Origin of the sequence: Arthrobacter sp. 8AJ, from assembly GCF_902506025.1 — a bacterium.
Lineage (GTDB): Bacteria > Actinomycetota > Actinomycetes > Actinomycetales > Micrococcaceae > Arthrobacter.
In genome coordinates this window covers 3,538,896-3,564,745 of record NZ_LR733289.1, presented here as the reverse complement: position 1 = coordinate 3,564,745, position 25,850 = coordinate 3,538,896, and the positions used below count along the sequence as shown (strand labels likewise).

General features: G+C 67.6%; 30 protein-coding genes. 14 read left to right on the top strand and 16 right to left on the bottom strand.

Features of this window, described 5'->3' with window-relative positions:
• Positions 1-56 precede the first annotated feature (56 nt).
• Positions 57-602, top strand: a complete 546-nt coding sequence (locus BACI349Y_RS16470) for a YceI family protein (RefSeq protein ID WP_159633211.1) — start codon at positions 57-59, stop codon at positions 600-602.
• Between the two features lie 26 nt (positions 603-628).
• Here BACI349Y_RS16470 and BACI349Y_RS16465 read toward each other — a convergent pair whose 3' ends face one another.
• Positions 629-1,375 (bottom strand): ABC transporter permease, encoded by a 747-nt coding sequence (locus BACI349Y_RS16465; RefSeq protein WP_159633208.1) that lies wholly within the window; start codon positions 1,373-1,375, stop codon positions 629-631.
• A 141-nt stretch (positions 1,376-1,516) separates the two neighbouring features.
• On the opposite strand from BACI349Y_RS16465, the gene BACI349Y_RS16460 reads away from it, so the two are divergent.
• Positions 1,517-3,493, top strand: coding sequence for an amino acid transporter (locus BACI349Y_RS16460; protein ID WP_159633205.1), 1,977 nt, complete (start codon positions 1,517-1,519; stop codon positions 3,491-3,493).
• Here the strand turns inward: BACI349Y_RS16460 and BACI349Y_RS16455 are convergent.
• A complete protein-coding gene (locus BACI349Y_RS16455) occupies positions 3,462-3,857 on the bottom strand; it encodes a hypothetical protein (RefSeq protein WP_159633202.1) in 396 nt (131 codons plus the stop codon). The genes BACI349Y_RS16460 and BACI349Y_RS16455 overlap by 32 nt on opposite strands.
• 148 nt (positions 3,858-4,005) lie before the next feature.
• On the opposite strand from BACI349Y_RS16455, the gene BACI349Y_RS16450 reads away from it, so the two are divergent.
• On the top strand, positions 4,006-4,524 hold the full coding sequence (locus BACI349Y_RS16450; protein ID WP_159633199.1) for a GNAT family N-acetyltransferase: 519 nt from the start codon (positions 4,006-4,008) through the stop codon (positions 4,522-4,524).
• Positions 4,525-4,654: 130 nt separating this feature from the next.
• Here BACI349Y_RS16450 and BACI349Y_RS16445 read toward each other — a convergent pair whose 3' ends face one another.
• Together BACI349Y_RS16445 and map are read right to left on the bottom strand one after the other, a co-directional pair.
• Positions 4,655-5,575, bottom strand: coding sequence for a phosphotransferase family protein (locus tag BACI349Y_RS16445; protein WP_159633196.1), 921 nt, complete (start codon positions 5,573-5,575; stop codon positions 4,655-4,657).
• A 66-nt stretch (positions 5,576-5,641) separates the two neighbouring features.
• On the bottom strand, positions 5,642-6,415 hold the full coding sequence (map, locus tag BACI349Y_RS16440; RefSeq protein WP_159633193.1) for a type I methionyl aminopeptidase: 774 nt from the start codon (positions 6,413-6,415) through the stop codon (positions 5,642-5,644).
• Positions 6,416-6,559: 144 nt separating this feature from the next.
• Here map and BACI349Y_RS16435 point away from each other — a divergent pair, with 144 nt between their 5' ends.
• From BACI349Y_RS16435 to BACI349Y_RS16420, 4 genes are read left to right on the top strand one after another with little or no spacing between them, the layout of a single operon-like run.
• Positions 6,560-6,910 carry an ArsR/SmtB family transcription factor gene (locus BACI349Y_RS16435; RefSeq protein WP_159635807.1) on the top strand — a complete coding sequence of 117 codons (351 nt, stop codon included), beginning with the start codon at positions 6,560-6,562 and terminating at the stop codon, positions 6,908-6,910.
• Entirely contained in the window at positions 6,907-7,608 is a 702-nt protein-coding gene (locus BACI349Y_RS16430; protein WP_159633190.1) for an aquaporin, read from the top strand. The genes BACI349Y_RS16435 and BACI349Y_RS16430 overlap by 4 nt, the downstream gene beginning before the upstream one ends.
• The gene (locus BACI349Y_RS16425; protein WP_159633187.1) at positions 7,605-8,015 is read left to right on the top strand and encodes an arsenate reductase ArsC; all 411 of its coding nucleotides are present in this window, start codon (positions 7,605-7,607) and stop codon (positions 8,013-8,015) included. Before BACI349Y_RS16430 ends, BACI349Y_RS16425 begins: the two co-directional genes overlap by 4 nt.
• A gap of 12 nt (positions 8,016-8,027) precedes the next feature.
• On the top strand, positions 8,028-9,395 hold the full coding sequence (locus BACI349Y_RS16420) for an FAD-dependent oxidoreductase (protein WP_159633184.1): 1,368 nt from the start codon (positions 8,028-8,030) through the stop codon (positions 9,393-9,395).
• A gap of 7 nt (positions 9,396-9,402) precedes the next feature.
• Here BACI349Y_RS16420 and BACI349Y_RS16415 read toward each other — a convergent pair whose 3' ends face one another.
• The 4 genes from BACI349Y_RS16415 to BACI349Y_RS16400 form a co-directional block, all read right to left on the bottom strand.
• Positions 9,403-9,840 (bottom strand): hypothetical protein, encoded by a 438-nt coding sequence (locus BACI349Y_RS16415; protein ID WP_159633181.1) that lies wholly within the window; start codon positions 9,838-9,840, stop codon positions 9,403-9,405.
• Positions 9,841-10,034: 194 nt separating this feature from the next.
• Entirely contained in the window at positions 10,035-10,865 is an 831-nt protein-coding gene (locus BACI349Y_RS16410; RefSeq protein ID WP_159633178.1) for an oxidoreductase, read from the bottom strand.
• Between the two features lie 47 nt (positions 10,866-10,912).
• Positions 10,913-11,941 (bottom strand): aldo/keto reductase, encoded by a 1,029-nt coding sequence (locus BACI349Y_RS16405; protein WP_159633175.1) that lies wholly within the window; start codon positions 11,939-11,941, stop codon positions 10,913-10,915.
• 13 nt (positions 11,942-11,954) lie between these two features.
• Positions 11,955-12,836 (bottom strand): aldo/keto reductase, encoded by an 882-nt coding sequence (locus BACI349Y_RS16400; RefSeq protein WP_159633172.1) that lies wholly within the window; start codon positions 12,834-12,836, stop codon positions 11,955-11,957.
• An 86-nt stretch (positions 12,837-12,922) separates the two neighbouring features.
• Between BACI349Y_RS16400 and BACI349Y_RS16395 the strand changes: the two genes are divergently transcribed.
• Positions 12,923-13,816, top strand: coding sequence for a helix-turn-helix transcriptional regulator (locus BACI349Y_RS16395; protein ID WP_159633169.1), 894 nt, complete (start codon positions 12,923-12,925; stop codon positions 13,814-13,816).
• A gap of 27 nt (positions 13,817-13,843) precedes the next feature.
• Here BACI349Y_RS16395 and BACI349Y_RS16390 read toward each other — a convergent pair whose 3' ends face one another.
• A complete protein-coding gene (locus BACI349Y_RS16390; protein ID WP_159633166.1) occupies positions 13,844-14,215 on the bottom strand; it encodes a DUF7793 family protein in 372 nt (123 codons plus the stop codon).
• Positions 14,216-14,296: 81 nt separating this feature from the next.
• On the opposite strand from BACI349Y_RS16390, the gene BACI349Y_RS16385 reads away from it, so the two are divergent.
• A complete protein-coding gene (locus BACI349Y_RS16385; RefSeq protein ID WP_236560871.1) occupies positions 14,297-14,713 on the top strand; it encodes an MmcQ/YjbR family DNA-binding protein in 417 nt (138 codons plus the stop codon).
• 41 nt (positions 14,714-14,754) lie between these two features.
• On the opposite strand, the gene BACI349Y_RS16380 is transcribed toward BACI349Y_RS16385, so the two are convergent.
• Positions 14,755-15,240, bottom strand: a complete 486-nt coding sequence (locus BACI349Y_RS16380) for a DUF4188 domain-containing protein (protein ID WP_159633163.1) — start codon at positions 15,238-15,240, stop codon at positions 14,755-14,757.
• 66 nt (positions 15,241-15,306) lie between these two features.
• Between BACI349Y_RS16380 and BACI349Y_RS16375 the strand changes: the two genes are divergently transcribed.
• Positions 15,307-15,882: a TetR-like C-terminal domain-containing protein gene (locus tag BACI349Y_RS16375; RefSeq protein ID WP_236560869.1), complete on the top strand. Its 576-nt coding sequence runs from the start codon at positions 15,307-15,309 to the stop codon at positions 15,880-15,882.
• Here BACI349Y_RS16375 and BACI349Y_RS16370 read toward each other — a convergent pair.
• The 5 genes from BACI349Y_RS16370 to BACI349Y_RS16350 form a co-directional block, all read right to left on the bottom strand.
• Positions 15,879-16,697, bottom strand: a complete 819-nt coding sequence (locus tag BACI349Y_RS16370; protein ID WP_159633160.1) for an alpha/beta fold hydrolase — start codon at positions 16,695-16,697, stop codon at positions 15,879-15,881. The genes BACI349Y_RS16375 and BACI349Y_RS16370 overlap by 4 nt on opposite strands.
• Positions 16,698-16,817: 120 nt before the next feature.
• Entirely contained in the window at positions 16,818-17,828 is a 1,011-nt protein-coding gene (locus BACI349Y_RS16365) for a sensor histidine kinase (RefSeq protein ID WP_159633157.1), read from the bottom strand.
• On the bottom strand, positions 17,825-18,514 hold the full coding sequence (locus BACI349Y_RS16360; RefSeq protein ID WP_159633154.1) for a response regulator transcription factor: 690 nt from the start codon (positions 18,512-18,514) through the stop codon (positions 17,825-17,827). Before BACI349Y_RS16360 ends, BACI349Y_RS16365 begins: the two co-directional genes overlap by 4 nt.
• A 5-nt stretch (positions 18,515-18,519) precedes the next feature.
• Positions 18,520-19,212 (bottom strand): DedA family protein, encoded by a 693-nt coding sequence (locus BACI349Y_RS16355; RefSeq protein ID WP_159633151.1) that lies wholly within the window; start codon positions 19,210-19,212, stop codon positions 18,520-18,522.
• A 9-nt stretch (positions 19,213-19,221) separates the two neighbouring features.
• The gene (locus BACI349Y_RS16350) at positions 19,222-19,983 is read right to left on the bottom strand and encodes a phosphatase PAP2 family protein (protein WP_159633148.1); all 762 of its coding nucleotides are present in this window, start codon (positions 19,981-19,983) and stop codon (positions 19,222-19,224) included.
• Positions 19,984-20,217: 234 nt separating this feature from the next.
• Here BACI349Y_RS16350 and BACI349Y_RS16345 point away from each other — a divergent pair, with 234 nt between their 5' ends.
• Positions 20,218-20,454, top strand: coding sequence for a hypothetical protein (locus tag BACI349Y_RS16345; RefSeq protein WP_159633144.1), 237 nt, complete (start codon positions 20,218-20,220; stop codon positions 20,452-20,454).
• A gap of 108 nt (positions 20,455-20,562) precedes the next feature.
• Here the strand turns inward: BACI349Y_RS16345 and BACI349Y_RS16340 are convergent, their stop codons facing one another.
• A complete protein-coding gene (locus BACI349Y_RS16340; RefSeq protein ID WP_159633141.1) occupies positions 20,563-21,243 on the bottom strand; it encodes a hypothetical protein in 681 nt (226 codons plus the stop codon).
• A 254-nt stretch (positions 21,244-21,497) separates the two neighbouring features.
• Here BACI349Y_RS16340 and BACI349Y_RS16335 point away from each other — a divergent pair, with 254 nt between their 5' ends.
• The 3 genes from BACI349Y_RS16335 to BACI349Y_RS16320 all read left to right on the top strand — a co-directional run bounded on the left by BACI349Y_RS16335 (position 21,498) and on the right by BACI349Y_RS16320 (position 25,501).
• Positions 21,498-21,671, top strand: a complete 174-nt coding sequence (locus tag BACI349Y_RS16335; protein WP_159633138.1) for a CsbD family protein — start codon at positions 21,498-21,500, stop codon at positions 21,669-21,671.
• Between the two features lie 1,431 nt (positions 21,672-23,102).
• Complete coding sequence (locus BACI349Y_RS16325) at positions 23,103-24,371, top strand: alkaline phosphatase family protein (RefSeq protein WP_159633132.1); 1,269 nt, start codon at positions 23,103-23,105, stop codon at positions 24,369-24,371.
• Positions 24,368-25,501, top strand: coding sequence for an alkaline phosphatase family protein (locus tag BACI349Y_RS16320; RefSeq protein WP_236560866.1), 1,134 nt, complete (start codon positions 24,368-24,370; stop codon positions 25,499-25,501). The genes BACI349Y_RS16325 and BACI349Y_RS16320 overlap by 4 nt, the downstream gene beginning before the upstream one ends.
• Positions 25,502-25,850: the final 349 nt, after the last annotated feature.

Genomic DNA, 25,850 nt, shown 5'->3' with positions numbered 1-25,850 from the left:
TCTTGCGCCTGTAGCGGGCGGCTGAGCCTGCGGCCCTACGAGTAAGGAGAACTGCCATGACCCTTCCCAAGGAACTCACGCCTGGTACCTGGACCCTGGACATGTCCCACAGCGAGATCGGCTTCAGCGTCCGCCACGCCGGGATCAGCAAGGTCCGGGGCCGTTTCACCGAAGCCCAGGCCGAGGCACGCGTGGGCCAGTCCCTGGCGGACTCGTCGGTGCACGCCACGGTATCCACCGCCAGCTTCAACTCCGGCGACGCCAACCGCGACGCCCACGTGCGCGGCGAGGACTTCTTCGACGTCGAGAAGTACCCCGAGATGACCTTCCGCGGCACCTCCATCGAAGGGGACGGCGAGGAGTACACCCTGACCGGGGACCTCACCATCAAGGGCGTCACCCGGCCCATCGAGCTGGAAGTCGAGTTCACCGGCGTTGCCGTTGACCCGTTCGGCGCCACGCGGGCGGGCTTCTCCGCCGAGACAGAGATCAGCCGCAAGGAATTCGGGCTCACCTGGAATGCGGCGCTGGAGGCCGGCGGCCTGCTGGTCAGCGACAAGGTGAAGATCAGCCTGGAAGCGGCCCTGGTCAAGCAGGGCTGACGCAGCAGTTCCGCGGCGCCCGTCTGTTAGGGCGCCGCGGGCCGTACCTTCACGTTGCCCAGCGAACGGATCAGTGCCACCGCGGTGATGGACCCGGCGGCCATGATTGAGGCGAGCACCACCACCTGGAACCGGCCCGCCTCCAGGGGTGAGGCGCCGCCGAAGATGGCGCCCACGAACGCTCCCGGCAGCGTGACCAGGCCGGTGGTCTTGGTCTGGTCCGTGGACGGGATCAACGCTGAATGCACCGCCTGCCGGGCTTGGAAGAGGGTGGCCTGCCGGGGCGTGGCGCCCAGCGCCAGCCAGCCCTCCACCTGGTCCCACTGCTCCACCACCGCCTCGAAGAAGCGGCGGCCGGCCAGGGTGGCAATGGTCATGGAGTTGCCGATCACGATTCCGCCCACCGCCAGCGCGTACCGGGGGGAGAACTCGATGGCGCCCGTTCCGAACACGACCCCCAGCGTCACCAGGATCCCGGCGGCCATGGTTGCCGCCACCACGGCAAAGCGCCGCCAGGACCAGGTGAGCCGCCGCGCCGCCGTCACGGACGCCACTGTGAACATGACCAACAGGGCGGCGCCCACCCACAGGGGACTCGTGATGACACCGCCCAGCACCAGGCTGATCACCGCCAGCTGGGCCGCGCCGCGGAGGATGGCCAGGGCGGGGGAGAGGTACGACGGCGTCCGCGCGCCCCACAGGATGCCCACCGTGAGTGCCGCCAGGATGGCAACGGCCACCAGGGTGGGCAGCAGCGCGGCGAAGGTGGGCATGCCGCCAGCTTACTGACCGCACTGCGTCGTAGATCACGCGTCAAGGAATCATTAAGAAATGCCTTTTCGGCGCTCCCGCCCTTTTGGCCGGTGCTAGCTTCGCAAGGGTCGCGATGCAAAGGGCAGCGCGGAAAGGCAAACATGACCACGTTGAGCAGGCCCCCGGCGGATCCGTCCGCGCCCCACGCCCACGGCAGGAAGGCGCTCCAGGACTGGCTGCTGTTTGGGCTGCAGGACAGCAAGGGCGCCCACCCGGGTCCCGGCGGCGTGCCGACGCAGCACGAGAAGAAGCATTCGTGGTGGCAGGTCATGTGCCTGACGGGCGTGGACTACTTCTCCACCCTGGGCTACCAGCCGGCCATCGCCGCGCTGGCCGCAGGGGTCATCTCCCCGCTGGCCACCCTGGTGCTGGTGGCGGTGACCCTGCTCGGCGCCCTGCCGGTGTACCGCAGGGTCGCCGGGGAAAGCCCCCGCGGTGAAGGCTCCATCGCCATGCTCGAGCGGCTGCTGCCCCGGTGGGGCGGCAAGCTCCTGGTCCTGGTCCTCCTGGGGTTCGCCGCCACCGACTTTATGATCACCATGACCCTCTCGGCCGCCGACGCCACCGCGCACCTGCTGGGCAATCCCGTGGCGCCGGGCTGGCTCCAGACCCAGAACGTCCCCGTGACGCTCTTCCTGCTGGCCCTGCTGGCAGCGGTGTTCCTGCGGGGATTCAAGGAAGCCATCGGCGTCGCGGTGGTCCTGGTGGTTCTCTACCTGGGCTTGAACGCCGTGGTGGTGGTCGCCACCCTGGCGCAGGTGCTCACGCACCCCGCGGCCACGGGGGACTGGTGGACCAACCTGTGGGTGTCGCACGGAAACCCGGTCATGGCCGTGGCCATCGCGCTGCTGGTGTTCCCCAAGCTGGCCCTGGGCCTCTCCGGCTTCGAAACCGGCGTGGCCGTGATGCCGCAGGTGCGGGGCGCTGAGGACGACACGGAGGAGAACCCCGCAGGCCGCATCCGGGGCGCCCGGCGCATGCTCACCACCGCCGCTGTGATCATGAGCGTTTTCCTGCTGACCACCAGCTTCATCACCGTGGTCCTGATCCCGGAACAGGAATTCCAGCCCGGCGGCCAGGCCAACGGCCGTGCCCTGGCCTTCCTGGCGCACGAATACCTGGGTGTGGGCTTCGGCAGCGTGTATGACATCAGCACCATCGGCATCCTCTGGTTCGCCGGCGCCTCGGCCATGGCAGGGCTGCTGAACCTGGTGCCGCGGTACCTCCCGCGCTACGGCATGGCTCCGGCCTGGGCCAAGGCTGTGCGGCCCCTGGTCCTCGTCTTCACCCTGATCGGCTTCCTGATCACCTTCATCTTCAACGCCGACGTCGACGCCCAGGGCGGCGCGTACGCCACCGGCGTCCTGGTGCTGATGACTTCCGCCGCGGTGGCCGTCACGCTCTCGGCGCGCCGGCGGAGGCAGCGGAACCTCACGGTGGGCTTCGGTGTCATTTCGGTCGTGTTCGCGTACACCACGGTGGCCAACATCTTCGAACGGCCCGAGGGCATCCGGATCGCCGCCATCTTCATCCTCGGCATCATCGTCATCTCGCTGCTGTCCCGGGTCCGCCGTTCCTTCGAGCTGCATGCGACCCGGGTTCATCTGGACCAGCAGGCCCTGGAGTTCATGTCCAGCGCCCTGGACGGGCCCATCGCCATCATCGCCCACGAGCCGCTGCGGATGTCCGCGGAGGCCTACCGGGACAAACTCGAGTCAGCCATCGAGGTCAGCCACCTCCCGCTGGCAGGTGACGCCCTGTTCCTGGAGGTCGTCGTGGACGACTCCTCGGATTTCGAGACCGAGCTGCACGTCCGCGGCGTGAACCGGCACGGGTACCACATCCTGGAAGTCCACGGCCCGGTGGTGCCCAACACCATCGCCTCCGTGCTGCTGCACATCAGGGACGTCACGGGCCTGATGCCGCACATCTACTTCCGCTGGACCGAGGGGAACCCCATCACCAACCTGGTCCGGTTCCTGTTCCTGGGCGAGGGCGAGATCGCGCCGGTGACCCGTGAGGTGCTGCGCGAGGCCGTTCCGGACGTTACCCAGCGGCCCTGGGTCCACGTCGGCTGATGGGCTCCACCGCGGCCGCAACCCGGGCGGCGTCAGCCAGGCTGGAAGGGGCGTTCGCGCTGAAGGCTGCCTCGGCGTCGTCCTCCCAGACGCCTGCCGCGAGCACCACAACGTGCACCATGTCGCCGTAGGAATCGTTGCAGGCAAGGATGTCGCCGGGAACCCGGTGCTGATGCGGGCCGGCTGAGGGCCAGGGCTGGAAGATGACCCACCACGGGTCCCCGTCCTGGTCCGGGAAGGTGTAGCCGGCCACAGGATGAAGGGCGCGCCCGTTCAGCCCGCGTCCGCCGTAGCCCTCCACGGCATCGGCGGATGCGGCAAACTTGACCCTGCCGCGGTCCGCGGGCTCCTCATCCCACCGCATCTGCCCTCCCTGGCTTCACGCCTGCCTATGCCTCCATCAAAGGGCCGCACGGGCGGAATCGGGGCGGGCGGGCTGTTTTATTGACGAATTTTTTACGCCGCCGCCTGCCTTGGCGGTGGCCCGCGGGCGCCACACCATAATGGGATCCATGGACAGCCCCGTAACCATCCGCCCCATGTGCCCCGATGACTGGGACGCCGTCCACGCAATCTACGCCGCCGGCATCGCCACGGGGGAGGCGACGTTCGAGAGCGAGCCGCCCACCTGGGAAGCGTTCGACGGCGTGCGGTTGCCTGAGCACCGGATCGTCGCCGGGGATGCGGGGCGGGTCCTGGGCTGGGCCGCCGTGTCCCGGGTTTCCTCCCGCGAGGTGTACCGGGGCCTGGTGGAGCACTCCATTTATGTTGACCCGCAGGCCCAGGGCCGGGGCGTGGGCCGGCTCCTGCTGGCCGCCCTGATCGAATCCACGGAGGCGGCGGGCATCTGGACCATCCAGTCCAGCATCTTTCCCGAGAACGCCGCCAGCCTGGCGCTGCACCAAAAGCTGGGCTTCCGGGTGGTGGGGACCCGGGAGCGGATTGCGCAGATCAGCCATGGCCCCAAGGCCGGGCACTGGCAGGACACACTGCTGCTGGAGCGCCGCAGCGGCGTGGTGGGGATGGAATAGCTACTACCGCGAGGGCAGGGTCAGGATCTCTGCGCCGCGTCCGCCCAGGTCCAGCACGCGCTAGCCGACTCACCTGCTGCATCGGAGGGGTGATCGACGCATGCGGAATTGCCGGCAACGCAGTTCACTGTCACCCCAGCAACGCCTCGAGATCCGGAAGCCGGCAGAACAAGTCGGGGAGGCCGCGCACCCCGTCGCGCACGGACTCATGCGACAGCGCGAGGTCTGGCCCGGTGCTTGCCTCAACACCGGCGAGGCACCGGAGGATGTTCCACCTCGTGTGCCCCAGCCAGCCGCCGATTATGAACGCAAACCAGCTTGGACCCGGCGGCGGCAGCGTTCCGCCCCCTGCCACATAGCCGTCGAGAACCGAGCGGAAAATGGCGGGCCTGATGTCATCGACGCCGGGCCCCTTCGCAAGGCTCAGCGCGGTCGATCCGAGCTCGCCGGACAGGTCGAGCATCCCCGAGAGTTCCCAGTCGAGCACCACCGGCCGGCCTTCTCGAGCGAGCAGGTTCCACGGTTGGATGTCTCTGTGCGTCAGAACGACTGGGCCTGGCCGATTGCAGGTGTCAACGAAGCGGGCAATCGCGAGGAACGTTTCGACCTGGGCGGCGAGCTCTGCAGCCCACGGTTGTCCGGTCGCCGCCGCCTGGACGGCGAGCTCAGCCCAGTCCCTTGACGCCTGCTCCTCGATCAACGCGTCGCTCCACGCGACGTCGAGCGAATGGATACGCGCGAGAATCTCACCGATCTCAAACGCGTAGCTCGCCGACACCGGCGCTTCGGCCTTCCCGCCATCGACCCATCGGTGAACGAGTGTGTTGTGGTCGGCCGAAATCGGCTCTGGCATCGGAATGCCGGCAGCGAAGGCGGCCCGCTCAAACCGGAGCACGTCCTTAATGCGATAGGGCCAGCGGCGATCGACCAGGTTCAACTCCTTCACCGCGAACGACCCATCGTCAGTGTCGAGCCGGTACATCCGGTTGGCGAACCCGCCATGGACGCGAATCATCGGCCCGACGGGCACGCCGAGATGCGAAAGGTTCACCTCCCCATTTTAGGAGGCGGCGATTGGTCGATGCCCGAGGTGAACGTGGTGGGGACGGAACAGCTCCTACCGCGAGGGCAGGGTCAGGATCTCGGCGCCGTCCTCGGTGATGGCGATGGTGTGCTCGGTGTGCGCCGTCCGGCAGCCGGTGGCGCTCCTGAGGGTCCACCCGTCGTCGTCCGTTACCAGCTCTGCCGTGTCCGCCATGATCCACGGCTCCAGTGCCAGCAGCAGCCCGGGCCGCAGCTTGAAGCCGCGGCCCGGCCGCCCCGTATTGGGGACGTGCGGATCCTGGTGCATGGTGGACCCGATCCCATGGCCGCCGAACTGGGTATTGACCGGGTATCCCGCATCGCTCAGGACCCGGCCGATGGCGTAGGAGATGTCGCCGATCTTCGCGGCCGGCCCGGCGGCGGCTATTCCGGCGGCCAGTGCCCGCTCGGTGGCCTCGATCATGGCCACGCTCTCCGCCGGCCGTGATTCGCCCACGATGAAGCTGATGGCGGCGTCGGCGGCCATCCCGTTCTTGACGACGGCGAGGTCCAGGGTGAGCAGGTCGCCATCGGCCAGGTCGTAGTTGTGGGGGAGTCCGTGCAGCACGGCATCGTTGACGCCCGTGCAGATGTAGTGCCCGAACGGGCCCCGGCCAAACGACGGGGCGTAGTCCACGTAGCAGGACTCGGCTCCGGCCTCGGTGATCATCTCCTTGGTCCACTGGTCGATGTCCAGGAGGTTGGTGCCCACCGTGGCGCGCCTCTTCATGGCCTGCAGGATGTCCGCCACCAGGGCGCCGGTCTCCCGGGCGCGGGCCACTTCAGCGGGGTTCAGGATCTCGATCATGGTGGCGCCCTTCATCTCCGGCCGGTAAATCTACGGGCCATCCTATTTGTCCTTTCTCCGCGCGCCGCAAGGGAAGAGCGTAATCAGCGGGAAAATATGGGGATTGCCAAAGACATAGATGAATGTAAATATTTATGTGTGTCTATGTCCCTGAAGCTGACCCCTGTGGAAGCCGCGGCGTGCTGCCCGCCGCTGGCCCGGGAACCGTTGACCGAGCCGGAAGCGGAAGGAGTTGTCCCGCTGCTGAAGGCGCTGGCCGATCCTGTACGGCTGCGGCTGATGTCCCTGGTTGCCTCCCATGAGGGCGGCGAGGCCTGCGTCTGCGACCTCAACGATGCCTTCGAGCTGTCCCAGCCCACCATCAGCCACCACCTGAAGATCCTGCACGAGGCGGGGCTGCTGGACCGGGAGAAGCGCGGCGTGTGGGTCTACTACCGGGCCCGGACCGAGGCGCTGCAGAACCTGGCGGCCCTGATCGGCGGGCAGGCAGCGTGAGTGTGCTGGGCCGCAAAGCTGCTGCGGAGTTCGTGGGCACCGCGTTCCTGGTCATGGCGGTGGTGGGCTCGGGCGTCATGGCCTCGCGGCTTTCACCGGACGACGCCGGGCTGCAGCTTCTGCAGAACAGCCTCGCCACGGGTGCCGCGCTGGTAGCCCTGATCGTGGCACTCCAGCCGGTCTCGGCGTCGTTCAACCCCGTGGTGACCCTGGTGGAACGGGCCCTGGGCCTGATCGATACAGGGACCACCGCGGCGTTAGTGGCCGCCCAGGTTCTGGGCGGCCTGGCCGGCACCGTGGCGGCGAACCTGATGTTCGGGCTGGACGCGGTCACGCTTTCAACTCACGTCCGCACCGGTCCCGCGCTCTGGCTGGGCGAGGTCATCGCCACCGTAGGGCTGCTGGTGGTCATCTTCGGCACCGTCCGCTCCGGCCGGGCAGACCGGGTCGCCTTCGCCGTCGGCGGCTACATCACCGCAGCGTACTGGTTCACCAGCTCCACCAGCTTCGCCAACCCCGCCGTGACCATCGCCCGGACGGTCACGGACACCTTCGCCGGCATCGCGCCGTCGTCGGCCCCTGCCTTCATCCTCGCCCAACTGTTGGGCGGCGCCGCCGGGTACGTCCTGTTCCGGTTCCTTTACCCACCCCTCGCAACTCCCGCCGTCGCCACGGCTGACCGAAAGGTGCTCTCATGAGCCAGAAGCCCTCCGTCCTGTTCGTCTGCGTCCACAACGCGGGCCGGTCCCAAATGGCGGCCGCCTTCCTCACCACGCTGTCCAAGGGCGCCATCGAGGTCCGCTCCGCCGGATCGCAGCCGGCCGAGAAGGTCAACCCGGCCGCCGTCGAGGCCATGGCCGAGGTGGGCATCGACATGTCTGCCGAGATCCCCAAGGTCCTCACCACTGAGGCCGTGAAGGATTCCGACGTGGTGATCACCATGGGCTGCGGCGACGAGTGCCCCTACTTCCCGGGCAAGCGCTACGAGGACTGGGTCTTGGAGGACCCCGCCGGCAAGGGCGTCGACTCCGTGCGGCCCATCCGCGACGAGATCAAGGGCCGCGTCGAAGCCCTGATCGCCTCCCTTATCCCCGCTTCGGCCTGAAAGGTTGACGCCATGACATCACAGGAGTCACTGCCCGTAGCCGTAATCGGCGCCGGACCCGTAGGCCTGGCCGCCGCCGCGAACCTGCTGGAACGCGGGCTGGAACCGCTCGTCTTCGAGGCCGGTCCCGCCGTCGGCGCAACCATCCGTCAATGGGGGCACGTCCGCGTGTTCTCCACCTGGAAGTACAACCTGGACCCCGCCTCGGTGCGGCTGCTGGAGCGCCACGGCTGGGAAGCTCCACGGCCCACCGCGCTGCCGTACGGGTCGCAGATCGTCTCCGAATACCTTGAGCCGCTTGCCGCGACGCCGGAGCTCAAGGACCGGATCCGGACCGGGTCCCGGGTTGTTGCCGTCACCCGGCAGGGCATGGACAAGGGCCGCAGCCAGGGCCGTGACAGTGCCCCGTTCCTCCTTCGCATAGGGCACGACGGCGGCCAGGTCACCGAGGTGCTGGCCCGCGCCGTGATTGATACGTCCGGTACCTGGAGCAGCCCGGCGCCGCTGGGATCGTCCGGCCTGGCCGTTCCGGGTGAGGCCGAGGCGCGTGCAGCCGGGCTGGTCACAGGCCCCCTGCCGGACGTTTCCGCTGGTGGTTTTGCCGGCCGCCGCACGCTGGTCATCGGCTCCGGGCATTCGGCCGCCAACATGGTGCTGGACCTGGCCCGCGTGGCCCGCGCCAACCCTGGCACTGAAGTCCTGTGGGCCATCCGCGCCGCCACCCCGGCCCGGGCCTACGGCGGGGGTGATGCAGACCAGCTGCCCGCCCGCGGCCAGCTGGGGGCGCGGCTCCGCACCGCCGTCGAGAGCGGCGCTGTCCGGCTCCTGACCAGCTTCCACACGGCGTCCATCGACGTTCGAGGCGACGCCCTGACCGTGCACGCGGCGGACGGCCGGTCCGTGTCGGTGGACCGGGTCATTCCCGCCACGGGGTTCCGCCCGGATTTGGCCATGCTGTCCGAGCTGCGGCTGGACCTGGACCCCGCCCTCGAGGCACCCAAGGCCCTGGGCCCGCTGATCGACCCGGATTTCCACAGCTGCGGCACCGTTCCTGCCCACGGCGCCCGGATCCTTGAGCAGCCGGAAAAGGACTTCTACCTGGCGGGCATGAAGTCCTACGGCCGCGCGCCCACGTTCCTCATGGCCACCGGGTACGAGCAGGTCCGCTCCATCGCCGCCGCCCTGGCCGGGGACACCGCAGCCGCGGACGCCGTCGAACTTGAACTTCCGGAAACCGGCGTGTGCTCCACGTCCGTTCCGGACGACGCCGGGGATGCTGCCGCGGACGCCTGCTGCTCCGCCCCGATGCCGGTGCCCGTGACGATCGGGTTCGCTACCGGGCTGCAGCACGGCCGCAGCAGCGAGCCGGCGGACGTGTAGGCGTGCCTTAGGGAGCGGACGGGTCACCCCAGTTGATGCCGATGGAACGGCCGCGGGCGAAATGGGCGTTCGCGATGTCGTTGACTTCGCGGACGCTCTTCCCGGGGTGGGCCAGCCGGATCCACTCGTAGTCCCATTCCTGCATGTCCCGCACGCGACTTATCCGTTTGTGGGCCCGCAGTTGGGCCGTCAGGTCTTCGCCGCTGGGGACCACGCGGGGCGGGGCAACCACGGGTTGCGGCCTGGGTGGTGGTGGCACCTTCGCCGGACGGGCCGGGGCGCTGGCGGAGTGGACCAGCGCCACAGTCAGCGCAACCACACCTGCAGCGATGAGCAGGACCCACCAGTACTGGATAATCAGGGCTACGACGATGAGGACGAAGAAGGGGGCGCACCCGATAGCGCCGGCGCCCTTGCCGGCTGGGCGGCGTCGTTTGGCTGCCATGCTGGTTCCTCTTGCGCAGTGGTGGAACGTGAGGAATCCACTCTCGCACCGGGCGGGAGCCCTGTCATGAGTAGTGGCTACTCGATTTTGCGATGCCCGATTTCGTTGCGGCCCAGGGTTTGCAGTTCCCCAACTGGGTCGCAGTTGTTGTCGTTTTGACGCCCCAGAACGACAACAACTGCGACCTAGTTGGGTTAGTCGGTGATGTCCGTGCTGGTGCTCAGCTCCTGCCACTCGTCCAGCTCGGCGCGCTGGGCGTCCGCCAACTTGCCGAACGCGCCGAAGGCGTCCGTGCCCAGGACCAGCAGGCCCGGCGGGTTGGGGGAATCGACGACGGCGAGGATCGCCTTGGCTGCCTTGTCCGGGTCCCCGGGCTGGTTGCCGTGGGCGGTGTCGACTTCCTTGCGGCGCTTGCCGGCCGTGTCCGCGTAGTCACCGATCGCCGTCGCGGACTGCGTGAGCGAGCGGCCTGCGAAGTCGGTGCGGAAGCCCCCGGGCTCGATGGCGGTGACGTTGATGCCCAGGGGCTTCAGTTCGTTGCGGAGCGATCCGGACATGCCCTCCAGCGCTGCCTTGGTGGCCGCGTAGTAGCCCGAGCCGGCCGGCGTGATGCGCGCCCCGATGGAGGAGATGTTCAGGATGGACCCCGACTTGTTGGCGCGCATGCCGGGGACCACGGCCTTGATCATGTCCACTGCGCCGAAGAAGTTGGTGTCGAAGAGGCGGCGGATGTCGGCGTCGTCCGCTTCCTCCACGGCCGCGCGGTAGCCGTAGCCGGCGTTGTTCACCAGCACGTCAATGCTGCCGAACTTCTCCTCCGCTGCCTTCACGGCCGCGGTGATCTGCGCCTTGTCCGTCACGTCGAGGGAGAGGGAGAGTGCGGTGTCGGGGAAGCCGGCAATGATGTCCTGGACCGCCTCGACGTTCCGGGCGGTGACGACGGCGTTGTGCCCGGATGCGAGGACGGTTTCGGCGAGTGCCCGGCCAAGTCCGGTGGAGCAGCCTGTGATGAGCCACGTTGCCATGGGTTTTCCTTTCATAGGGGAGTGGGTAGTAAGGCGGGAAGCGGCACTTAAGGCTGCTGCCGGCGTCGCGCGTGTGTTGTCAGTTCGTGGGTGCCGTAGCTGTTGTCGTCCGGGTTGACGGTGACGCCGGGGGCCACCAGTTGGTCGATGCGGTCCAGCACCTCGGGGGCCAGGACGGTGTCCGCGGCCGGGAGGTAGGACTCCAGCTGCTCCATGGTGCGCGGTCCCACGATGGCGGAGGTGACGCCGGGGTGGTTGATGACGAAGGCGATGGCCATCTCGATGAGCGTGACGCCGGCCCATTCGGCCACCTGCGCGAGTTCCTCCACGATGTCCAGCTTGCGCTGGTTGGCGGGCTGGCTCATGTCGAACCGGGCACTGGGCCGGCGGGACGACGTGGGCCGGGACGGGGAGTCCTTCCGCCACCGGCCGGAGAGCCAGCCGCCGGCGAGCGGGCTATAGGTCAGGGTGCCCATCCCGTGCCGCTGGACCGTGGGCAGGACGTCTTCCTCAATGCCGCGGGCCAGGATGGAGTACGGCGGCTGCTCAGTGACGAACCGCTCCAGGTTGCGCTCGCGGGACGCCCACTGCGCCTCCACGATCTGGGAGCCGGAGTAGGACGAGGAGCCGATGTAGCGGACCTTGCCCTGCCGGACCAGGTCGGTGAGGGCGCCCAGGGTCTCCTCCACGTCGGTGTCCGGGCTGGGCCGGTGGACCTGGTAGAGGTCGATGTGGTCGGTGTTGAGCCGGCGCAGTGAGTTCTCCACCTCCCGCATGATCCAGCGCCGCGAGCCGCCGCGCTGGTTGGGGTCCTTTTCGTCCATGGGCATGAAGAACTTGGTGGCCAGGAAGACGTCGTCGCGCTTACCCGCAATCGCTTCGCCGACGATCTCTTCCGAGGCCCCGCCGGAGTAGACGTCCGCGGTGTCGATGAAGTTGATGCCGGCGTCCAGGGCACGGTGGATGATGCGGGTGGCGTCGGCGCGGTCGTCATTGCCCCAGGGGCCGAACATCATGGCGCCGAGGCAGAGGGGGCTGACCTGCACACCGGTGCGGCCGAGCGGGCGGTATTCCATTGTTGCTTCTCCTTTAGGCTTCCGGGATGACCATGGCGAACCGCTCCGGGCGGGCCACATCAGGGTCCGGTCCGCTGCGGACGCCGGTGTCCAGGGCGTCGATGGTCGGGAGCTCCGCCGGGGACAGCTCAAAGCCGAACACGTCGAAGTTCTCCGCGATGCGGGCCGGGTTGGTGGATTTGGGGATGGCGGAGCGGCCCTGCTGCAGGTGCCAGCGGAGCATCACCTGCGCGGGCGTCTTGCCGTGGGCCTGCGCGACGGCGGCAATCGCCGGGTCCCGCATGACGTTCTTCCGGTTCTCGCCCCACCCCGGATAAAAGGTGATGCCGCCGATGGGCGACCACGCCTGGGTCAGGATGCCGTGCTCCGCGTCCGCTGACTGGACCTCCCGCTGCTGGAAGTAGGGGTGCAGCTCGATCTGGTTCACGGCGGGGACGGTGTCCGTCTCGGCGAGCAGCTGCTGAAGGTGGTGCGGCATGAAGTTGCTGATGCCGATGGCCCGCACGCGCCCGTCCTTGAGCAGGGTTTCCAGGGCCTTGTACGCGGCGATGGTCTTCTCGAATCGGTCCGGCGCGGGCTGGTGCAGGATGAGCAGATCCAGCTGTTCCACGCCCAGCTTGCCCACCGCCTTGTCCCAGGCGTGCAGTGCCTCGTCGTAGCCGTAATCGCTGACCCACACCTTCGTTTCGATGAAGACCTCTTCGCGCGGCAGGCCGGCCCGGCGGATCCCTTCGCCCACCTCGCGTTCGTTGCCGTACGCGGCGGCGGTGTCGATGTGCCGGTAGCCCACCTCGAGCGCTGTCTGGACGGCCGCCGTCGTCTCTTCCGGGGGACTTTGGAAAACGCCCAGGCCGAGTGCGGGCATGGTGACGCCGTTGTTGAGTTTCAGTTCCATGCCTCCACGCTATTTCGGCGTGCGGGTTTGTGGGAGGGCTTGCCAGTCCCTCCTTCGTCTGGTGCCCGGGGCGTAGCGTGGGGGGCATGACCAACAGCGAGGACGTGCGGAAATTCCTGACCTCCCGCCGCGCCCGGCTCACCCCGGAGGAGGCGGGCCTGCCGGCGTACGGCGGCAACCGGCGCGTGGCGGGGCTCCGGCGGGAGGAGGTGGCCATGCTTGCGGGCCTCAGCATCGACTACTACATCCGGCTGGAGCGGGGGAACCTTTCGGGCGCGTCGGACAGCGTCCTGGAGGCCTTGGGGCGGGCGCTGCAGTTGGACGACGCCGAGACGGCCCACCTTTTCGACCTGGCCCGTGCGGCCACCGCAGCCCCGCGGGTGCGGCGCAAGCGGAGCCCCCTGACCGTGCGCCCCAGCGTGCAGCGGGTCATCGACGCGATCACGACGGCGCCCGCCTGGGTCCGCAACGACCGCGGCGACGTCCTGGCCTCCAATGAGCTGGGCCGGGCCCTGTACCTGGAGATGATGTCTGACCCGGTCACCCCGCCGAACAGCGCCCGGTTCACCTTCCTGAATCCGAAGGCACGGGAGTTCTTCGCCGACTGGGAGCGCGCCGCCGACGACATCGTGGCCGTGCTGCGCTCCACCGCCGGGAAGAACCCGTACGACAAGGACCTGTCCGACCTGATCGGCGAGCTGTCCACCCGCAGCGAGGAGTTCCGGATCCGCTGGGCCCGGCACGATGTGAAGTACCACCGCACGGGCCGGAAACGGCTCCACCACCCGATCGTCGGGGATCTGGACTTGACCTACGAGGCCCTGGAGCTTCCCGCCGATCCCGGGCTGCGGATCAACGTGTACACGGCGGAGCCGGGCTCGCCCTCCGAGGACGCACTGAAAGTCCTGTCCAGCTGGGCGGCTACACAGCAAAACGCCGGGGCGCCACCCCAGGAGAAGGCCAGCGAGCGGAAGTCCTGAATGCCTGGGCGGGAAGGCGCGGCCGAATCAGTCCTCCGCTCGCAACCACGCCATTGCCTCGTCCATTGACGTGAAGTAGCGGGTGGGATGGGCCGGCTTGTGCCGCCCCATGTAGAAGTCGGCCAGTGTTTGGTCGACGGGGGAGGTGCCCACCACGGCGGCGCGTGTCAGGGGCCAGGTGCCGGCGAAAGCTTTCAGGGCGCCCTGGTCAATCCACGCCACGCCCGTCATCTCGACCAGCAGCGGCAGGATGCGGCCGCCGCTGAGTTCCCGCGCGTGCTTCATCAGCGCCAACGCGTCGCGCTCGGTGACCACGTCCCCGTGCCCCCACTTGAGGTGCAGCAGTTCCCCGGAGAGCTCGATGGTGCCGGTGACGTCCTGCTCCTCTGCGGCATCCATGCCTTCTACTTTGCTGCTCTTTCACGCCGGACAGCAACAAGATTTATTGCGTGTTGCCCCGCCCGGGGCTACCTTGTGGCCATGGACCGCATGGCCACACCCGCCGACGTCGACGCCATCTGCAGGGGCCTTCCGGAGGTCGAGCTGGGGATCTCCTGGGGTGACCGGCCCACGTATAAAGTGCCGCGGGGACCGAAGGGCCGGGGCTTCGTGCTGTACCGGGCGCCGCACAAGACCGCCGTGGATCCGGAGTCGGGCGAGCAGTACCGGGACCTTTTGGTCATCGTGGTCCCGGATGACGCCGCCAAATCAGCCCTGGTGGAGGACCCGTCGCTGCCATTTTTCACCGTTCCCCACTTCAACGGGTACAACGCCGTGCTGGTCCAGGAGTCCAGGCTTGGCGAGATCGCGCACGACGAGCTGGCGGAGATCCTCGTGGAGGCCTGGGCGGCCCGGGCGCCCAAGAAGCTGGTCAAGGAGTTCTTCGCCGGCCGGTAAGGCACGACGGCGGTAGGCGCCGGAGCGGCCTGCTTTTTGCCCTAGGCGCCGGCGCGGCCCATCCGCTGCCTGGCGGTGTTGGTTCCGGCGCCGATCGGGACATGTGTCGTTGCCTTGGCGAGCCCAAAGACCGGCATTCCGCTGTAAACGACCTCGACGCCGGAGGCCGGCACCTGGTACGTCTCGTGCCAGATGCCGACGTCTCCGGTCCCGGCGAGTTCCTTCATGAAGCGGCGCCAGGGCTCAAGATGAGGGGATTCCCGGTCAGCCGCGAACTTCCGCAGATGCTCCGGACTCTCCCAGTAACTGACCATCATGGTGGTACGCCCCGCCCACTGGTGGTAGCCGAGCATTCCCGCTTCGGGGACGGCAGCCAGGTGCTGGAGCATCCGCCCCATGGCGGCACCGACCCTGCCTACGGTCCCGATCTTCCACCACCGGTTGGCCCGCATCCCGATCAGGAAGACCGTTACGGATTCCCGTGCGGGGTCGGCCGTGTACCGACCCGGAAAAACCTTCTGCGCCATGGGAACTCCCTCACTCGATCATTTCATAACACCGTTACAAAACAAGGTTATGAAACAATGGGGTCCATGGCAAGACCTGTAGTGCATAACGATTCCCTGAGGCAGGACCTGTTGGACGTCACCGCCGAGTTGGTGGACAGCAGTGGTCCCGCACGGCTGACGCTGCGGGATGTGGCCGCCGCGGCGAGGACGTCAACCACCGCTGTGTACTCACTGTTCGGCGGAAAAGCCCAACTCCTTACAGCAGTGGTGGAGGACGGGTTTCGCTCCTTCGGCGATTCGCAGCGCGCAGCAGCCGCCGGCGGCCTCCAGGGGCTCGGAAACGCCTACCGGGCCTGGGCGCTCCAGCACCCGGCCCTCTACCGCCTGATGTTCGGCGGCGCTTTGGCCGCGTACGTCGATTGCCAGCCAGACCCCGATGCGGCCATGGATGCCATGCAGCCCCTGAAGGACGCGGTCGCTTCTGCACAGTCCGCCGGGACCCTGCGGGAGGCGCCCGTGGACCTGGTCGCGGCAGCCATCTGGGGCCAGGTCCACGGCCTCGTGAGCCTTGAATTGGCGCAGGTGGGGCCGCCCGACGCCGATTGGGCCGGCGTGTACTTGCAGGCCCTGGAAGCCGTTGGGCGTGGATGGGCAGCCTAGTCTGCGCGGAAGAATCCCCGGAGCTGGGTGGCGATGGCAGCAGCGGAAACCTGGTGGGTTTGGCCCTCGAGGACGCGGTGTTCGCTGCCGGGGATGGCGCCGGCGATGGTCTTCTGCCCCTGGGCCATGGGGCCGGCGGCCTTCCCGCCCACCATGACCAGGGTGGGCACGGTAATGGTGCGGAGCCTCTCCACCGGCGCCGTGAAGTCGTTGGTCACCCGGGTTTCGTACGGCAGGGTGTTCGCGGCCGCCGTCTGTTTCTTCCACACTCCGGGCATGATGCGCAGGAGGTAGGGGAGGAAAGCCGGTGCGCCCACCATTTTGACCAGGAAGTAGGACACGGCGCTGCCGCGTTTACCGTCCCTGAGCAGCGCCTCCAGGTGCTCGCGGTGGCTTCCGGGCGAGCCGTCCGGCCCCTGCACGCCGGTGTAGGGCGCCTCGTAGGTGGCCAGCCCGCGCATCGGGACTCCCGCTGCTGCCGCTTCGAGGGCCAAGGCGGCGCCTGAGGAAATCCCGTATACGTAGGGGTTGCCGCCTGCCTCGGTCAGTACCGCCTGGAGGTCCTCGATTTCCCGTTCGGTGGCATAGGGCATCGTCTCGCCGCTGTCCCCGCGTCCCCGCCGGTCGTAAAAGTAGACGGTGAAGGAATCCTTCAGTGCATTCGCCAGCGCACGCGAGGGCCCGAAGTTCCGGCCGCAGAAGGCCCCGTCCACCAGGACCAGGCTGGGTCCGGTACCCATCCGCTCGACGCTGAGGGAGGTGCCGTCGGGCGACACCACGGTGGACACGGTGCCTGTTTCCTGGGTCTTGGTCATCGCAGTGCTCCATTCAGTGGCGGGCCAAGGGGCAGCTCAGCTTCTCGGGTCAAGCGTCTCGAGTCAAGGGTTTCCGCGCCAGGATGATGGAAAAGCGGGTCAGTCCGCACGTAGAGGGCGTCAGTCCCGGGCCAGGGGAAGCGTCAGCTGCATGGTGGTTCCGTCCGGCCCGGTGCGGACCACCTTCACGGCGCCGCCTGCTGCGGAGGCAATTTCGCGGACCAGGGCAAGGCCGATCCCGAAGCTCCGACGGCCCTGCGCGTCGCCGGTCCGGCCGGCGCGGACAAAGCGGTCGAAGATCCGGTCCGGGTCCACGCCGCTGATCCCGGAGCCGGTGTCGGAAACCCGGACCAGTGCGCGGGAACCCTCAACCGCGGTGGAGATGGTAATGCTTCCGCCCGCCGGCGTGTGCCCCAGCGCGTTGTCCGCCAGGGCCAGCACGGCCCGCCGGAACGAACTTGGATCGATCCGCACCAAAGCCGGCCCGCCGCCGTCGAACGTTATCCGGACGCCCTGTTGGCGGGCAAGGTCCTGAAGGCTGCCTGCCACGGACCCGGCAGCCAAAGCCACATCCACTGGCGCAAGCTCCGGTCCGGGCTCGGCCGCGGTCGCCGCCAGGAGCAGCTCGTTCACGATTCCGTTCAGCGTGGACGCGTCCTCCCGGATCTTCGCCAGGGCCTGTGCCGGTTCGGATCCGGGTTCGGCTTTGCGCTGGGCCAGCTGGATGCGGGTGTCAAGGATGGCCAAGGGGGTCCGCAGTTCGTGGCTGGCATCCTGGACGAACCGCCGTTGCCGGGCCAGTGCTTCCCCCAGGGGCCGGATGGCGCTGCGCGCGCTGAGCCACCCCACCACGCCGGCCAGCACCACGCCGCCAAGGCCGGCAAGGATCATCCCTTCGATCAGGTCTCTGGAATCGAGGTAGGTGTACGGTTTGCCGGGTTCAGAAGCGGGAAGGACCGGATGGGCCAGCTTGTACATCAGGAAGGCGGTGGCGGCGGCCAGGAGGATGAGCACCAGCGCGGCCACCCCGGCGCTGATCCGCAGTGCCACCTTCAGCGACGCGCGGCGCAGGATGTCCCGGTCCGGGTCGCCGGCGGCAGGAGGCGGGGTACCCGGTCCGGGAGCAGTCATGAGGGGTTGCCGATCTGGTAGCCAACGCCGTGGACGGTGCGGATCACGGTCCTGTCGATCTTGCGGCGCAGGTGGTGGACATAGGTATCGATCACGCCGGGCTGGTCCGTCCCCTGGAAGTGCGCGGCGAGCAGTTCGTCCCGGGTGAACACCCGGTCCGGCTCCGCCGCCAGCGCGGCCAGCACCTCGGCTTCCTTTGCGGTCAGCGAGACGGTGTCGCCGTACAGGGAACGGACAGCGCGCGACGCCGGGCGGAATTCCCAGGTACCGATGCCCACCTGCCCGGCGGGCGCACCCTGTCCCGCGGGCGGACCGTAGCTGCGCGTCAGTGCGCGCAGGCGTGCAGCCAGCTCGCCGCCGTCGAACGGTTTTGTCAGGTAGTCATTGGCGCCGGCGTCCAGGCCTCGGACTTTTTCGTTGGTGTCGCCCAGCGCGGTGAGGATCAGGATGGGCGTGCCGATGCCCTTGGCCCGCAGGGCGGTGATGAGGCTGATCCCGTCCATGACGGGCAGGCCGCGGTCGATCACCATCGCGTCCCACGGCTGCGTCAGCCCCAGGTGCAGGCCCTCCTGCCCGTTCGCCGCGAGCCGGACGGTGAAGTCGGGCTCCAGCAGCTCGGCAATCAGCGGACCCAGGACGGGATCGTCCTCCACCAGCAGCAGGGCCAGCCCCTCACCTGTTGTCATGCCGCCTATTCTTCCGCAGTGGCTTCCACAGTTTCGTCACTGGGCTGTTCCGCGGCGGCCAGCCGGTTCTTCCGGCGGCGCTTCAGGTACTCCACGATCCACGGCACCACGGAGACCAGGACCATCACCACGGCAATGACGTCGATGTTCTTGGCGATGATCTCGTAGTGTCCCAGCCACGTGCCCAGGAGGGTCACGGACGTCGCCCATGCCAGGGCGCCCACGATGTTCCAGAGCGTGAACGCCTTGTATTCGTAGCGGGCAATACCGGCGGTGACCGGCGCGAAGGTCCGCACCATGGGCACAAAGCGGGCCAGTATGACGGCGGCGCCTCCATGGCGGCGGAAGAACTCTTCGGTGACGGTCAGGTGGGAGGTTTTGAGGATGCGGGCATCGTCCTTGAACCAGCGTCGGCCGAATTTGCGCCCCAGCAGGTACCCCACCTGGTCGCCGCCGACCGCGGCCGCGGTGATCACGCCGATCAGCAGCGGCAGTGCCAGGTTCAGTTGCTGGTGCAGGAGGCCGGCGGTGAAGAGGAGGGAGTCGCCGGGCAGGAAGGGGAACAGGACGCCGGATTCGATGAACACCATCGCGGCGATGACGCCCAGCGCGGCCGGGCCGAAGCCCTCCAGCAGGCCGGCGGGGTCAAGCAACGACGGCGGGCCGGAGGCTGCCAGGGAGGTCAGAAGGCTGTGCATGGTTGCTCCTTATGCCCGGCGTGACGGGTGGAGGATCCTGGCGGGAACGCGTTCAACCAAGGCAGGGGCAAAGCGGTTCCAGAGCCCGGCGAGCAGGATGGCGGCGGCGCTGGCGGCGAAGAAGGAGGCTGCGACGTCGGTGGGGTAGTGGACCCCCACGTACAACCTGGACCAGGCGACGATCAGCGCCACGGCGGCCCCGGCCACGGCAACGGGCTTGGCCCACCGGGTCCTGCGGGCCAGGAAGTAGAGGGCGAAGGCCAGTGCCACCGCGAAGCTGACGTGCCCGCTGGGGAAGCTGTTGGATCCGGTTTCCGGTGCCAGCGGGTCGAACAGCAGCGCCGGGTTGGGCCGCTGCCGGGCGAACAGGAGCTTGAAAGCCTCGCTCGCCACCCAGCCCGAGCATGCGGTGAGCCCGAACGCAACGGCAGTCACCAGGTCGCGCCGGAAGAGCCAGATGGCCAGGGCTGTGACCGCGATCAGGAGCAGGCCCACCACCGGGCCGAACAGCAGGTTGATCCCCATCGCCACCGCGGTCAGCACGGCAACATGGTGCAGGCTGAGGTTTTGGTCAACGCCCAGTTCTGCGGTGGTGTCGCCGGGGACCAGTTGCACGGCAAGGCCCAGCACCACGACGGCGGCGCACAGCAGTACGCCCACAGGCAGCCAGTGCCGGGGCTGGGGGAGTGCCCTGAACTGGGTGCCGACGGCCGGGGGTGCCGTGGGCGCGGTGTGCTGGTTCAGGCGGTCATCGTGGGCTGATCGGTGCATTTTTTCCTTGGGGAGGCGTGGCGTGGGGGGCTGTCCGGCCCGTACTTCCACTCTGCCCGTTGGGTTTTAAGAAAGGCTTAAGAAGTGCCGGCCTCCGTAATGAACGTCCGCTTCGAATTGGCGGGGGCCGACCCCATTCAGGGCTTTCAGCCCTAAGCTGCCGTGGCAAGCCGCCGCAGACTGTTTCCAAGGGCCCGATCAGTCGGGATCGGACCAGGCTCGGGAGGAATTCTGATGGACGTTCGGGTCGTGGAGTCGCTGGTCATGGCGGAGATCGGGGACGGCGTGCTGACCGCCCTGTACCCGGTGGAGCATTGCGCACGGTGGGAGTTCGGTCCCTGGGCTCCGCTGATGGGCTGGTTCAAGCAACGCCCGGGCCTGACCCGGATGCTTGGTGTGGCGCAGGTGGCCGGTGCCCTGGCTGTGGCCGCCACGTTGTCCAAGACGCCGGGGCGGGCCTGGAAGAAATAATCCCGGCGCTCCGGGTTTCCGCGCAGTCTGGCGCTGGAGGGCCCGGCCCATCCTTCCTGGGAAACTGACTCCCCGAAGGCACCCCCTGTTTCCGCTGCGCAGACTCATTCACGCACCCATATTTGCCGGCGTGGGCGAGTACCCGCGTCGACAGTGCACGGGGCCGCGGGTGAGGTGGGGGAATGTACGACGTCGGTCCGCGCCTTTCGCTCGCAACGTGATGGGGCGTTGGTGGAAAGGGGGCGGGACGTGATGGGGGAACGGGGCAGCGTCGGGCCCGTACTCGAGGGTGACATTGACGGTGTAGTCCATGCCCTGTTCGGCCACCTGATAAGGGCCCAGGGCAATATTCCAGGTGCCTTTGCCCACCGGTCCGGGCAGGTAGCCAGGGGTTGCTTCAGCGGCGCTGATGAAGAATTCGGTGCGGAAGCCGCCGGACCAGCCGCGGAAACCCTTCCCGGCAAGATCGGTGCCCTTCTCGTCGAAGACGCCGATGTCGCAGGCGTTGGACAACAGTCCGGGGGTAACTGTGGGTTTGCTGTAGCTGTAGGACACGCTGATCTTGTTAACGCCGGCGGGGACCTCGACCGGCAGGTACACAAAGTCCGCGGCACCGGGATCCAAGTGGCCGGTGATGGTCTTGGTCCTGCTGCTGCCCGAGTCGGCAGCGGCAAAGGACATCGGGGCCAGGGTCACGGCAGCACCGGCCAGTGCGGCGGCAAGGAATCCACGGCGGGAGGGGGACAGGAAAACACTTTCAGCCTCGTGGGCTTTACATGGTGAACTCACCGCCCGAGTCTCACGATGCGGACCGAACGGGAAGCGACGTGATGGCAAACACCATCTGAACCACGATGATTAATTGGGAGCCGCATAGCAGTTACCGGCCCTCGAATGGAACCTGGCCTGCAGCCGCTTTCGCCAGCCGGGGGGCATCCGGGAAGCGGGCAAAGCAGCGACAACACTTGAAATTGGGAACCTAAGCATGCTTACTATGGATGCAGCCGAATGCGAACGGCTGCCACGCCACAGGAGGTAAGACCATGGGACTGGGTGACAAGATCGATAACGCTGCCGAGAAGGCAGGCGGCAAGGCCAAGGAAGCTGCAGGCGCAGCCAGCGGCGATGAGAGCCTGCGGGCCGAAGGCCAGGCAGACCAGGCCAAGGGTGACTTGAAGCAGGCCGGCGAAAAGGTCAAGGATGCTTTCAAGCACTGACCGGATCAAGGGAAAGGCGCGCTCAGCGAACGGGGCGCGCCTTTTCTGTGTCCATCGCCGGGACTCCAACCACCGGTGCCTGCCCGCGCAAATCCCGGCGCCAATCATGCGGAGTTTCGCCCGGATGTCCCGGCCGCGTGGTCCTATGCTCTGGCTATGCACCCCTTAGTGTCGATCGGCCTGGTGTTCCTCACCGGATTTGCCTGGATGGGTACCGTAGTGATCTTGCTGGTGTCTTTGGCGAAGGCCCGACGGCGGTCGCGAACCCGGGCAGGCAATGGCGTTGGGGGTCCGGAAGCCCAAAAAGCTGAGGCGGCGGCAGCGCGGACCTCACGCGCCGCCCTTTAATCAGGACGATGACCAGCCAGCGGGCCACCCGGACTAATCACCGGAGCTCCACAGTTGCATCAATCTCCAGTGCCGTTCAATGGCTGATCCCGGAGCCACTCGTCCGGGTCCGGTCAGTACTGGCCAACAGTTGAGCCTGCCCGCGTAGGATTGCCGGAAGATCAACACACTGGGGGACGCGTGGTTCTTTGCCGAAGGCAGGCATCTGGACGGTACGGGAGCTCGGCCGCCTCGCACAAGGCTGGCTTCCTCTTCCGGCGGCCGGGGCCGGTCCTCACTGGGGCTCCGAAGTGAATGACGGCCAGCAGCAGCCAGCCCACCCTCCCCAGCCGCGCCATTCTCCGCGGGTCCAGTATCAGCACCAGCCGTACGGATACCCGCAGCCAGGCTGGCCGGGGCCTCCGCCGAAAAAGAAAAGCCGGCTTGGATGGATCCTCGGCGGTGTCGCGCTGGCAGTGGCCCTGCTGTGCATTCTCGTCTTCGCGGGATGCTCGGCGCTGGCCCAGGAGATCAACGGTGGCGGCGGCTCCCATGAAGAGAAGGCGAGTGCCATGCGGGCCCGCGCGGACAACCTACCGGAGAATGATTGGGTGGAGGTCTCCCGCCTCGACCCCAAGGTTGATCCCGGGTGTCTCTCCATCGACACATCCTGTTTGCGGCTGAGCGCACGGTGGACCGTGGCCCACAAAGTCAGCCTTGAATCTGCGGCAAGCAGGTTCGGCATGACGTCCGGAACGGGCGCCCCCGCCCTGGGACGGTACGTGGGTTGCATCAGGACCGGAACTGGTGGAACAAGCCGGGAGTCACTGTGTATCGAGGAGTCTCCCGAAGGCTCAGATTCCTACGAAATCACCATTCAGATGGAGCGTGACTGAGGACTGGCTCCAGGGACGGACCAGTCCGCTCCCGCAGAACCTCCAGTGAACTTTCCATGAACAGCCCCGGTTCGGAGCCAAGACCGTGACAAGCCGTGATCTACTGGTGAGCGCAAAATCTTACCGACCAGTAACTTCAGGTCCGGCGACCGGCCCAGGCGGGGGGCGTGCCCGCGTCGCCGTCCTCCTCACCTGCAAGGAACCAGACGTGAACCTCTCCAGACGCCACTTCCTTGGCGCCGCAGGAACCGCTGCCGCGACCACCTTGGCCGCCGGCAGCGCCTTCCGGCCGGCCGCCGCCGCACCGTCCACGCTTCCGGCGCCCGGCGACTCGGGCATCGAGCACATCGTCGTCGTGATGATGGAAAACCGCTCCTTCGACCACTTCCTGGGCTGGCTGCCCGGTGCTGACGGCACGCAGTCCGGCCTCAGCTACACCGATCGCTACGGCATCCCCCACTCCACCTACCATTTGACCGACTTTCAGGGCTGCGGCCACCCTGACCCCGACCACTCCTACGAGGGCGGCCGGATCCAGTACAACAACGGCAAAAACGACGGTTGGCTGCGGGCGGGTGAGAACGACGAGTTCTCCGTGGGTTACTACAGCGAGACGGATCTTGACTTCTGGCGCCAGGCCGGACCGGACTGGACTGTCTGCGACCGATACTTCGCCGCCACCATGGCCGAAACGTACCCGAACCGCTTCTACCAACACGCTGCGGCCACGGACCGGATCCACAACTCCTCCACCACCTCCACCCTTCCCACCATCTGGGACCGGCTGGCCGCGGCAGGTGTTTCAGGCAAGTACTACTACGGCGACATCCCGTTCACGGCACTGTGGGGAACCATGTACCAGGGCATCTCCCGCCCGTACGCGGAGTTCCTTGCGGACTGCTCGGCGGGCGCTCTACCTTCCGTCTCTTTTGTGGACCCGCGCTTCACGGACGAAGGCTCAGGAACCTCCGGCGACGACCATCCGCACGCGGACATCCGCTCCGGCGAAACGTTCCTCGCCGAGGTCTACAACGCGGTCACGTCCGGCCCAGGCTGGGCGAACACCATGCTGGTGGTCAATTACGACGAATGGGGCGGTTTCTACGACCACGTGCCCCCGGCGACGGCACTCGACACCAGCCCGGAAACAGCGTTGCGCGGATTCCGTGTTCCCTCCTTGGTGGTCTCACCCCGCGCACGCCGCAGATACGTTGCGCACGACGTCTACGACCACACCTCGGTCCTGAAGGCCATCGAGTGGCGCTGGAACCTGCCTCCCCTGACACCCCGGGACCAGGCCGCACGCAATATTGCCGAGGTCCTGGACTTCGGAACGCCCGCAAACCTTGCCGCCCCCACGTATCTGGTCCCGCCCTTTGTGGCCGGCCCTGCCTGCACCCCGGTGGGCCCGCCTCCAGCCGAGGAATGGTCCGGCCTGAAAGAAAAAGCACTTGCTGACGGATGGAAGCTCCCGTGAAAATCAAACTCCGCCCCGCCCTGGCCGCCATGGCCGTGCTTGCCGCCGCCCTCGGCGGAACTGCGGCCACCCTCAACCCCGCCGCCGCCACCAGCGCCCCCACTGCGTCGACACCAAGCCAGGGCTACCTGCCAGGAGCCAACCACGTCTTCGTGATCAACCTCGAAAACAAGGGCTACGACGAAACGTGGGGCCCGGCGTCGGCCGCTCCCTACCTCTCCCAGACCCTGCGCAGCCAGGGCGTCCTGCTGAACCAGTACTACGGCACAGCGCACAACTCCCAGCCCAACTATGTTGCCCAGATTTCCGGGCAGGGCCCCAACGCCCAGATGCAGGCCGACTGCCAGACCTACACGCCGTTCGTGGGCGCCGGCACCGCGAGCCCCGGCCAGGCCGTCGGTGACGGGTGCGTCTTCCCCACTGGCGTTCCCACCGTCGCCGGTCAGCTGAAAGCGGCCGGCAAAACCTGGAAGGGCTACATGGAGGACATGGGCTCTCCCTGCCGGCACCCTGCCCTGGGCGCCGTCGATGATACGCAGAAGGCGCGGGTGGGCGACCAGTATGCGGCGCGGCACAACCCGTTCGTGTACTTCGCGGGGATCACCGGATCGCCCGACTGCGCCGCGAACGACGTCGACCTGACCGCCTTAGCAACCGACCTCGCCTCCGCTGCCACCACGCCCAACCTGTCGATGATCACCCCCAACCTGTGCCACGACGGGCACGATTCCCCCTGCGTTGACGGACATCCGGGCGGGCTTGCGAGCGCCGACGAATGGCTCAAGCAGTGGGTTCCGGCCATCACGTCCTCCCCCGCGTTCAAGCAGGACGGCGTCCTGGTCATTACCTTCGACGAGTCCGACGGGCCGCAGTCGGACGCGAGCGCCTGCTGCGGGGAAGGTCCCGGACCGAACGCTGCGCTGCCCGGCATCACAGGGATGGGCGGCGGCAGGGTGGGAGCCCTGGTGCTGTCTCCGTTCACCAAGGGCGGGACATGGTCCACCACCCCCTACAACCACTACAGCCTGCTGGCCAGCATCGAGGACACATTCGGCCTGCCGTACCTGGGGTACGCCGGAACGCCCGGACTCAACCGGTTCGGACTTGACGTCTACAACGCAAAGGTCTGACGCGCTCAGGGCTCTGGCCGCCGACCCGGATAGCAGCATCGCCGGGCGGGCTCCACACCCTGGCGCTCTTTGACAGCCGAGGGGTAACGCGGGTAACGTGGATCACATCAAAGTAACGCGCGTTACCTAAAGGTGTTGGCCACAAGCCCTCCCGGGAGAGGGCGCGTTTCCTCAAGAAGTACAGGTGACGGTTCAATGGCGGCGGCGGGAAATGCGGCGTCGTCGAAGGACGCCGTTTAGCCACCTCCGGAGATATGACGGTGAGCGCCTTCCAGAACGTGGCACCTGGTGGACGCCGCCCTGACAGCAGGACAGTCGACCACTGCCGGCCAGCAGTTGGTCGACTGTC

Excerpts from the sequence above, each read along its gene's own strand:
- BACI349Y_RS16455 (WP_159633202.1), bottom strand. The coding sequence starts at position 3,857 with ATGCGGTGGGATGAGGAGCCCGCGGACCGCGGCAGGGTCAAGTTTGCC.
- BACI349Y_RS16385 (WP_236560871.1), top strand. The coding sequence starts at position 14,297 with ATGGACCGCATGGCCACACCCGCCGACGTCGACGCCATCTGCAGGGGC.
- BACI349Y_RS16380 (WP_159633163.1), bottom strand. The coding sequence starts at position 15,240 with ATGGCGCAGAAGGTTTTTCCGGGTCGGTACACGGCCGACCCCGCACGG.
- BACI349Y_RS16410 (WP_159633178.1), bottom strand. The coding sequence starts at position 10,865 with ATGGCAACGTGGCTCATCACAGGCTGCTCCACCGGACTTGGCCGGGCA.
- BACI349Y_RS16435 (WP_159635807.1), top strand. The coding sequence starts at position 6,560 with ATGTCCCTGAAGCTGACCCCTGTGGAAGCCGCGGCGTGCTGCCCGCCG.
- BACI349Y_RS16460 (WP_159633205.1), top strand. The coding sequence starts at position 1,517 with ATGACCACGTTGAGCAGGCCCCCGGCGGATCCGTCCGCGCCCCACGCC.
- BACI349Y_RS16450 (WP_159633199.1), top strand. The coding sequence starts at position 4,006 with ATGGACAGCCCCGTAACCATCCGCCCCATGTGCCCCGATGACTGGGAC.
- BACI349Y_RS16360 (WP_159633154.1), bottom strand. The coding sequence starts at position 18,514 with ATGACAACAGGTGAGGGGCTGGCCCTGCTGCTGGTGGAGGACGATCCC.
- BACI349Y_RS16470 (WP_159633211.1), top strand. The coding sequence starts at position 57 with ATGACCCTTCCCAAGGAACTCACGCCTGGTACCTGGACCCTGGACATG.
- BACI349Y_RS16395 (WP_159633169.1), top strand. The coding sequence starts at position 12,923 with ATGACCAACAGCGAGGACGTGCGGAAATTCCTGACCTCCCGCCGCGCC.
- BACI349Y_RS16425 (WP_159633187.1), top strand. The coding sequence starts at position 7,605 with ATGAGCCAGAAGCCCTCCGTCCTGTTCGTCTGCGTCCACAACGCGGGC.
- BACI349Y_RS16400 (WP_159633172.1), bottom strand. The coding sequence starts at position 12,836 with ATGGAACTGAAACTCAACAACGGCGTCACCATGCCCGCACTCGGCCTG.
- BACI349Y_RS16465 (WP_159633208.1), bottom strand. The coding sequence starts at position 1,375 with ATGCCCACCTTCGCCGCGCTGCTGCCCACCCTGGTGGCCGTTGCCATC.
- BACI349Y_RS16365 (WP_159633157.1), bottom strand. The coding sequence starts at position 17,828 with ATGACTGCTCCCGGACCGGGTACCCCGCCTCCTGCCGCCGGCGACCCG.
- map (WP_159633193.1), bottom strand. The coding sequence starts at position 6,415 with ATGATCGAGATCCTGAACCCCGCTGAAGTGGCCCGCGCCCGGGAGACC.
- BACI349Y_RS16345 (WP_159633144.1), top strand. The coding sequence starts at position 20,218 with ATGGACGTTCGGGTCGTGGAGTCGCTGGTCATGGCGGAGATCGGGGAC.
- BACI349Y_RS16420 (WP_159633184.1), top strand. The coding sequence starts at position 8,028 with ATGACATCACAGGAGTCACTGCCCGTAGCCGTAATCGGCGCCGGACCC.
- BACI349Y_RS16355 (WP_159633151.1), bottom strand. The coding sequence starts at position 19,212 with ATGCACAGCCTTCTGACCTCCCTGGCAGCCTCCGGCCCGCCGTCGTTG.
- BACI349Y_RS16375 (WP_236560869.1), top strand. The coding sequence starts at position 15,307 with ATGGCAAGACCTGTAGTGCATAACGATTCCCTGAGGCAGGACCTGTTG.
- BACI349Y_RS16405 (WP_159633175.1), bottom strand. The coding sequence starts at position 11,941 with ATGGAATACCGCCCGCTCGGCCGCACCGGTGTGCAGGTCAGCCCCCTC.
- BACI349Y_RS16350 (WP_159633148.1), bottom strand. The coding sequence starts at position 19,983 with ATGCACCGATCAGCCCACGATGACCGCCTGAACCAGCACACCGCGCCC.
- BACI349Y_RS16370 (WP_159633160.1), bottom strand. The coding sequence starts at position 16,697 with ATGACCAAGACCCAGGAAACAGGCACCGTGTCCACCGTGGTGTCGCCC.
- BACI349Y_RS16415 (WP_159633181.1), bottom strand. The coding sequence starts at position 9,840 with ATGGCAGCCAAACGACGCCGCCCAGCCGGCAAGGGCGCCGGCGCTATC.
- BACI349Y_RS16390 (WP_159633166.1), bottom strand. The coding sequence starts at position 14,215 with ATGGATGCCGCAGAGGAGCAGGACGTCACCGGCACCATCGAGCTCTCC.
- BACI349Y_RS16335 (WP_159633138.1), top strand. The coding sequence starts at position 21,498 with ATGGGACTGGGTGACAAGATCGATAACGCTGCCGAGAAGGCAGGCGGC.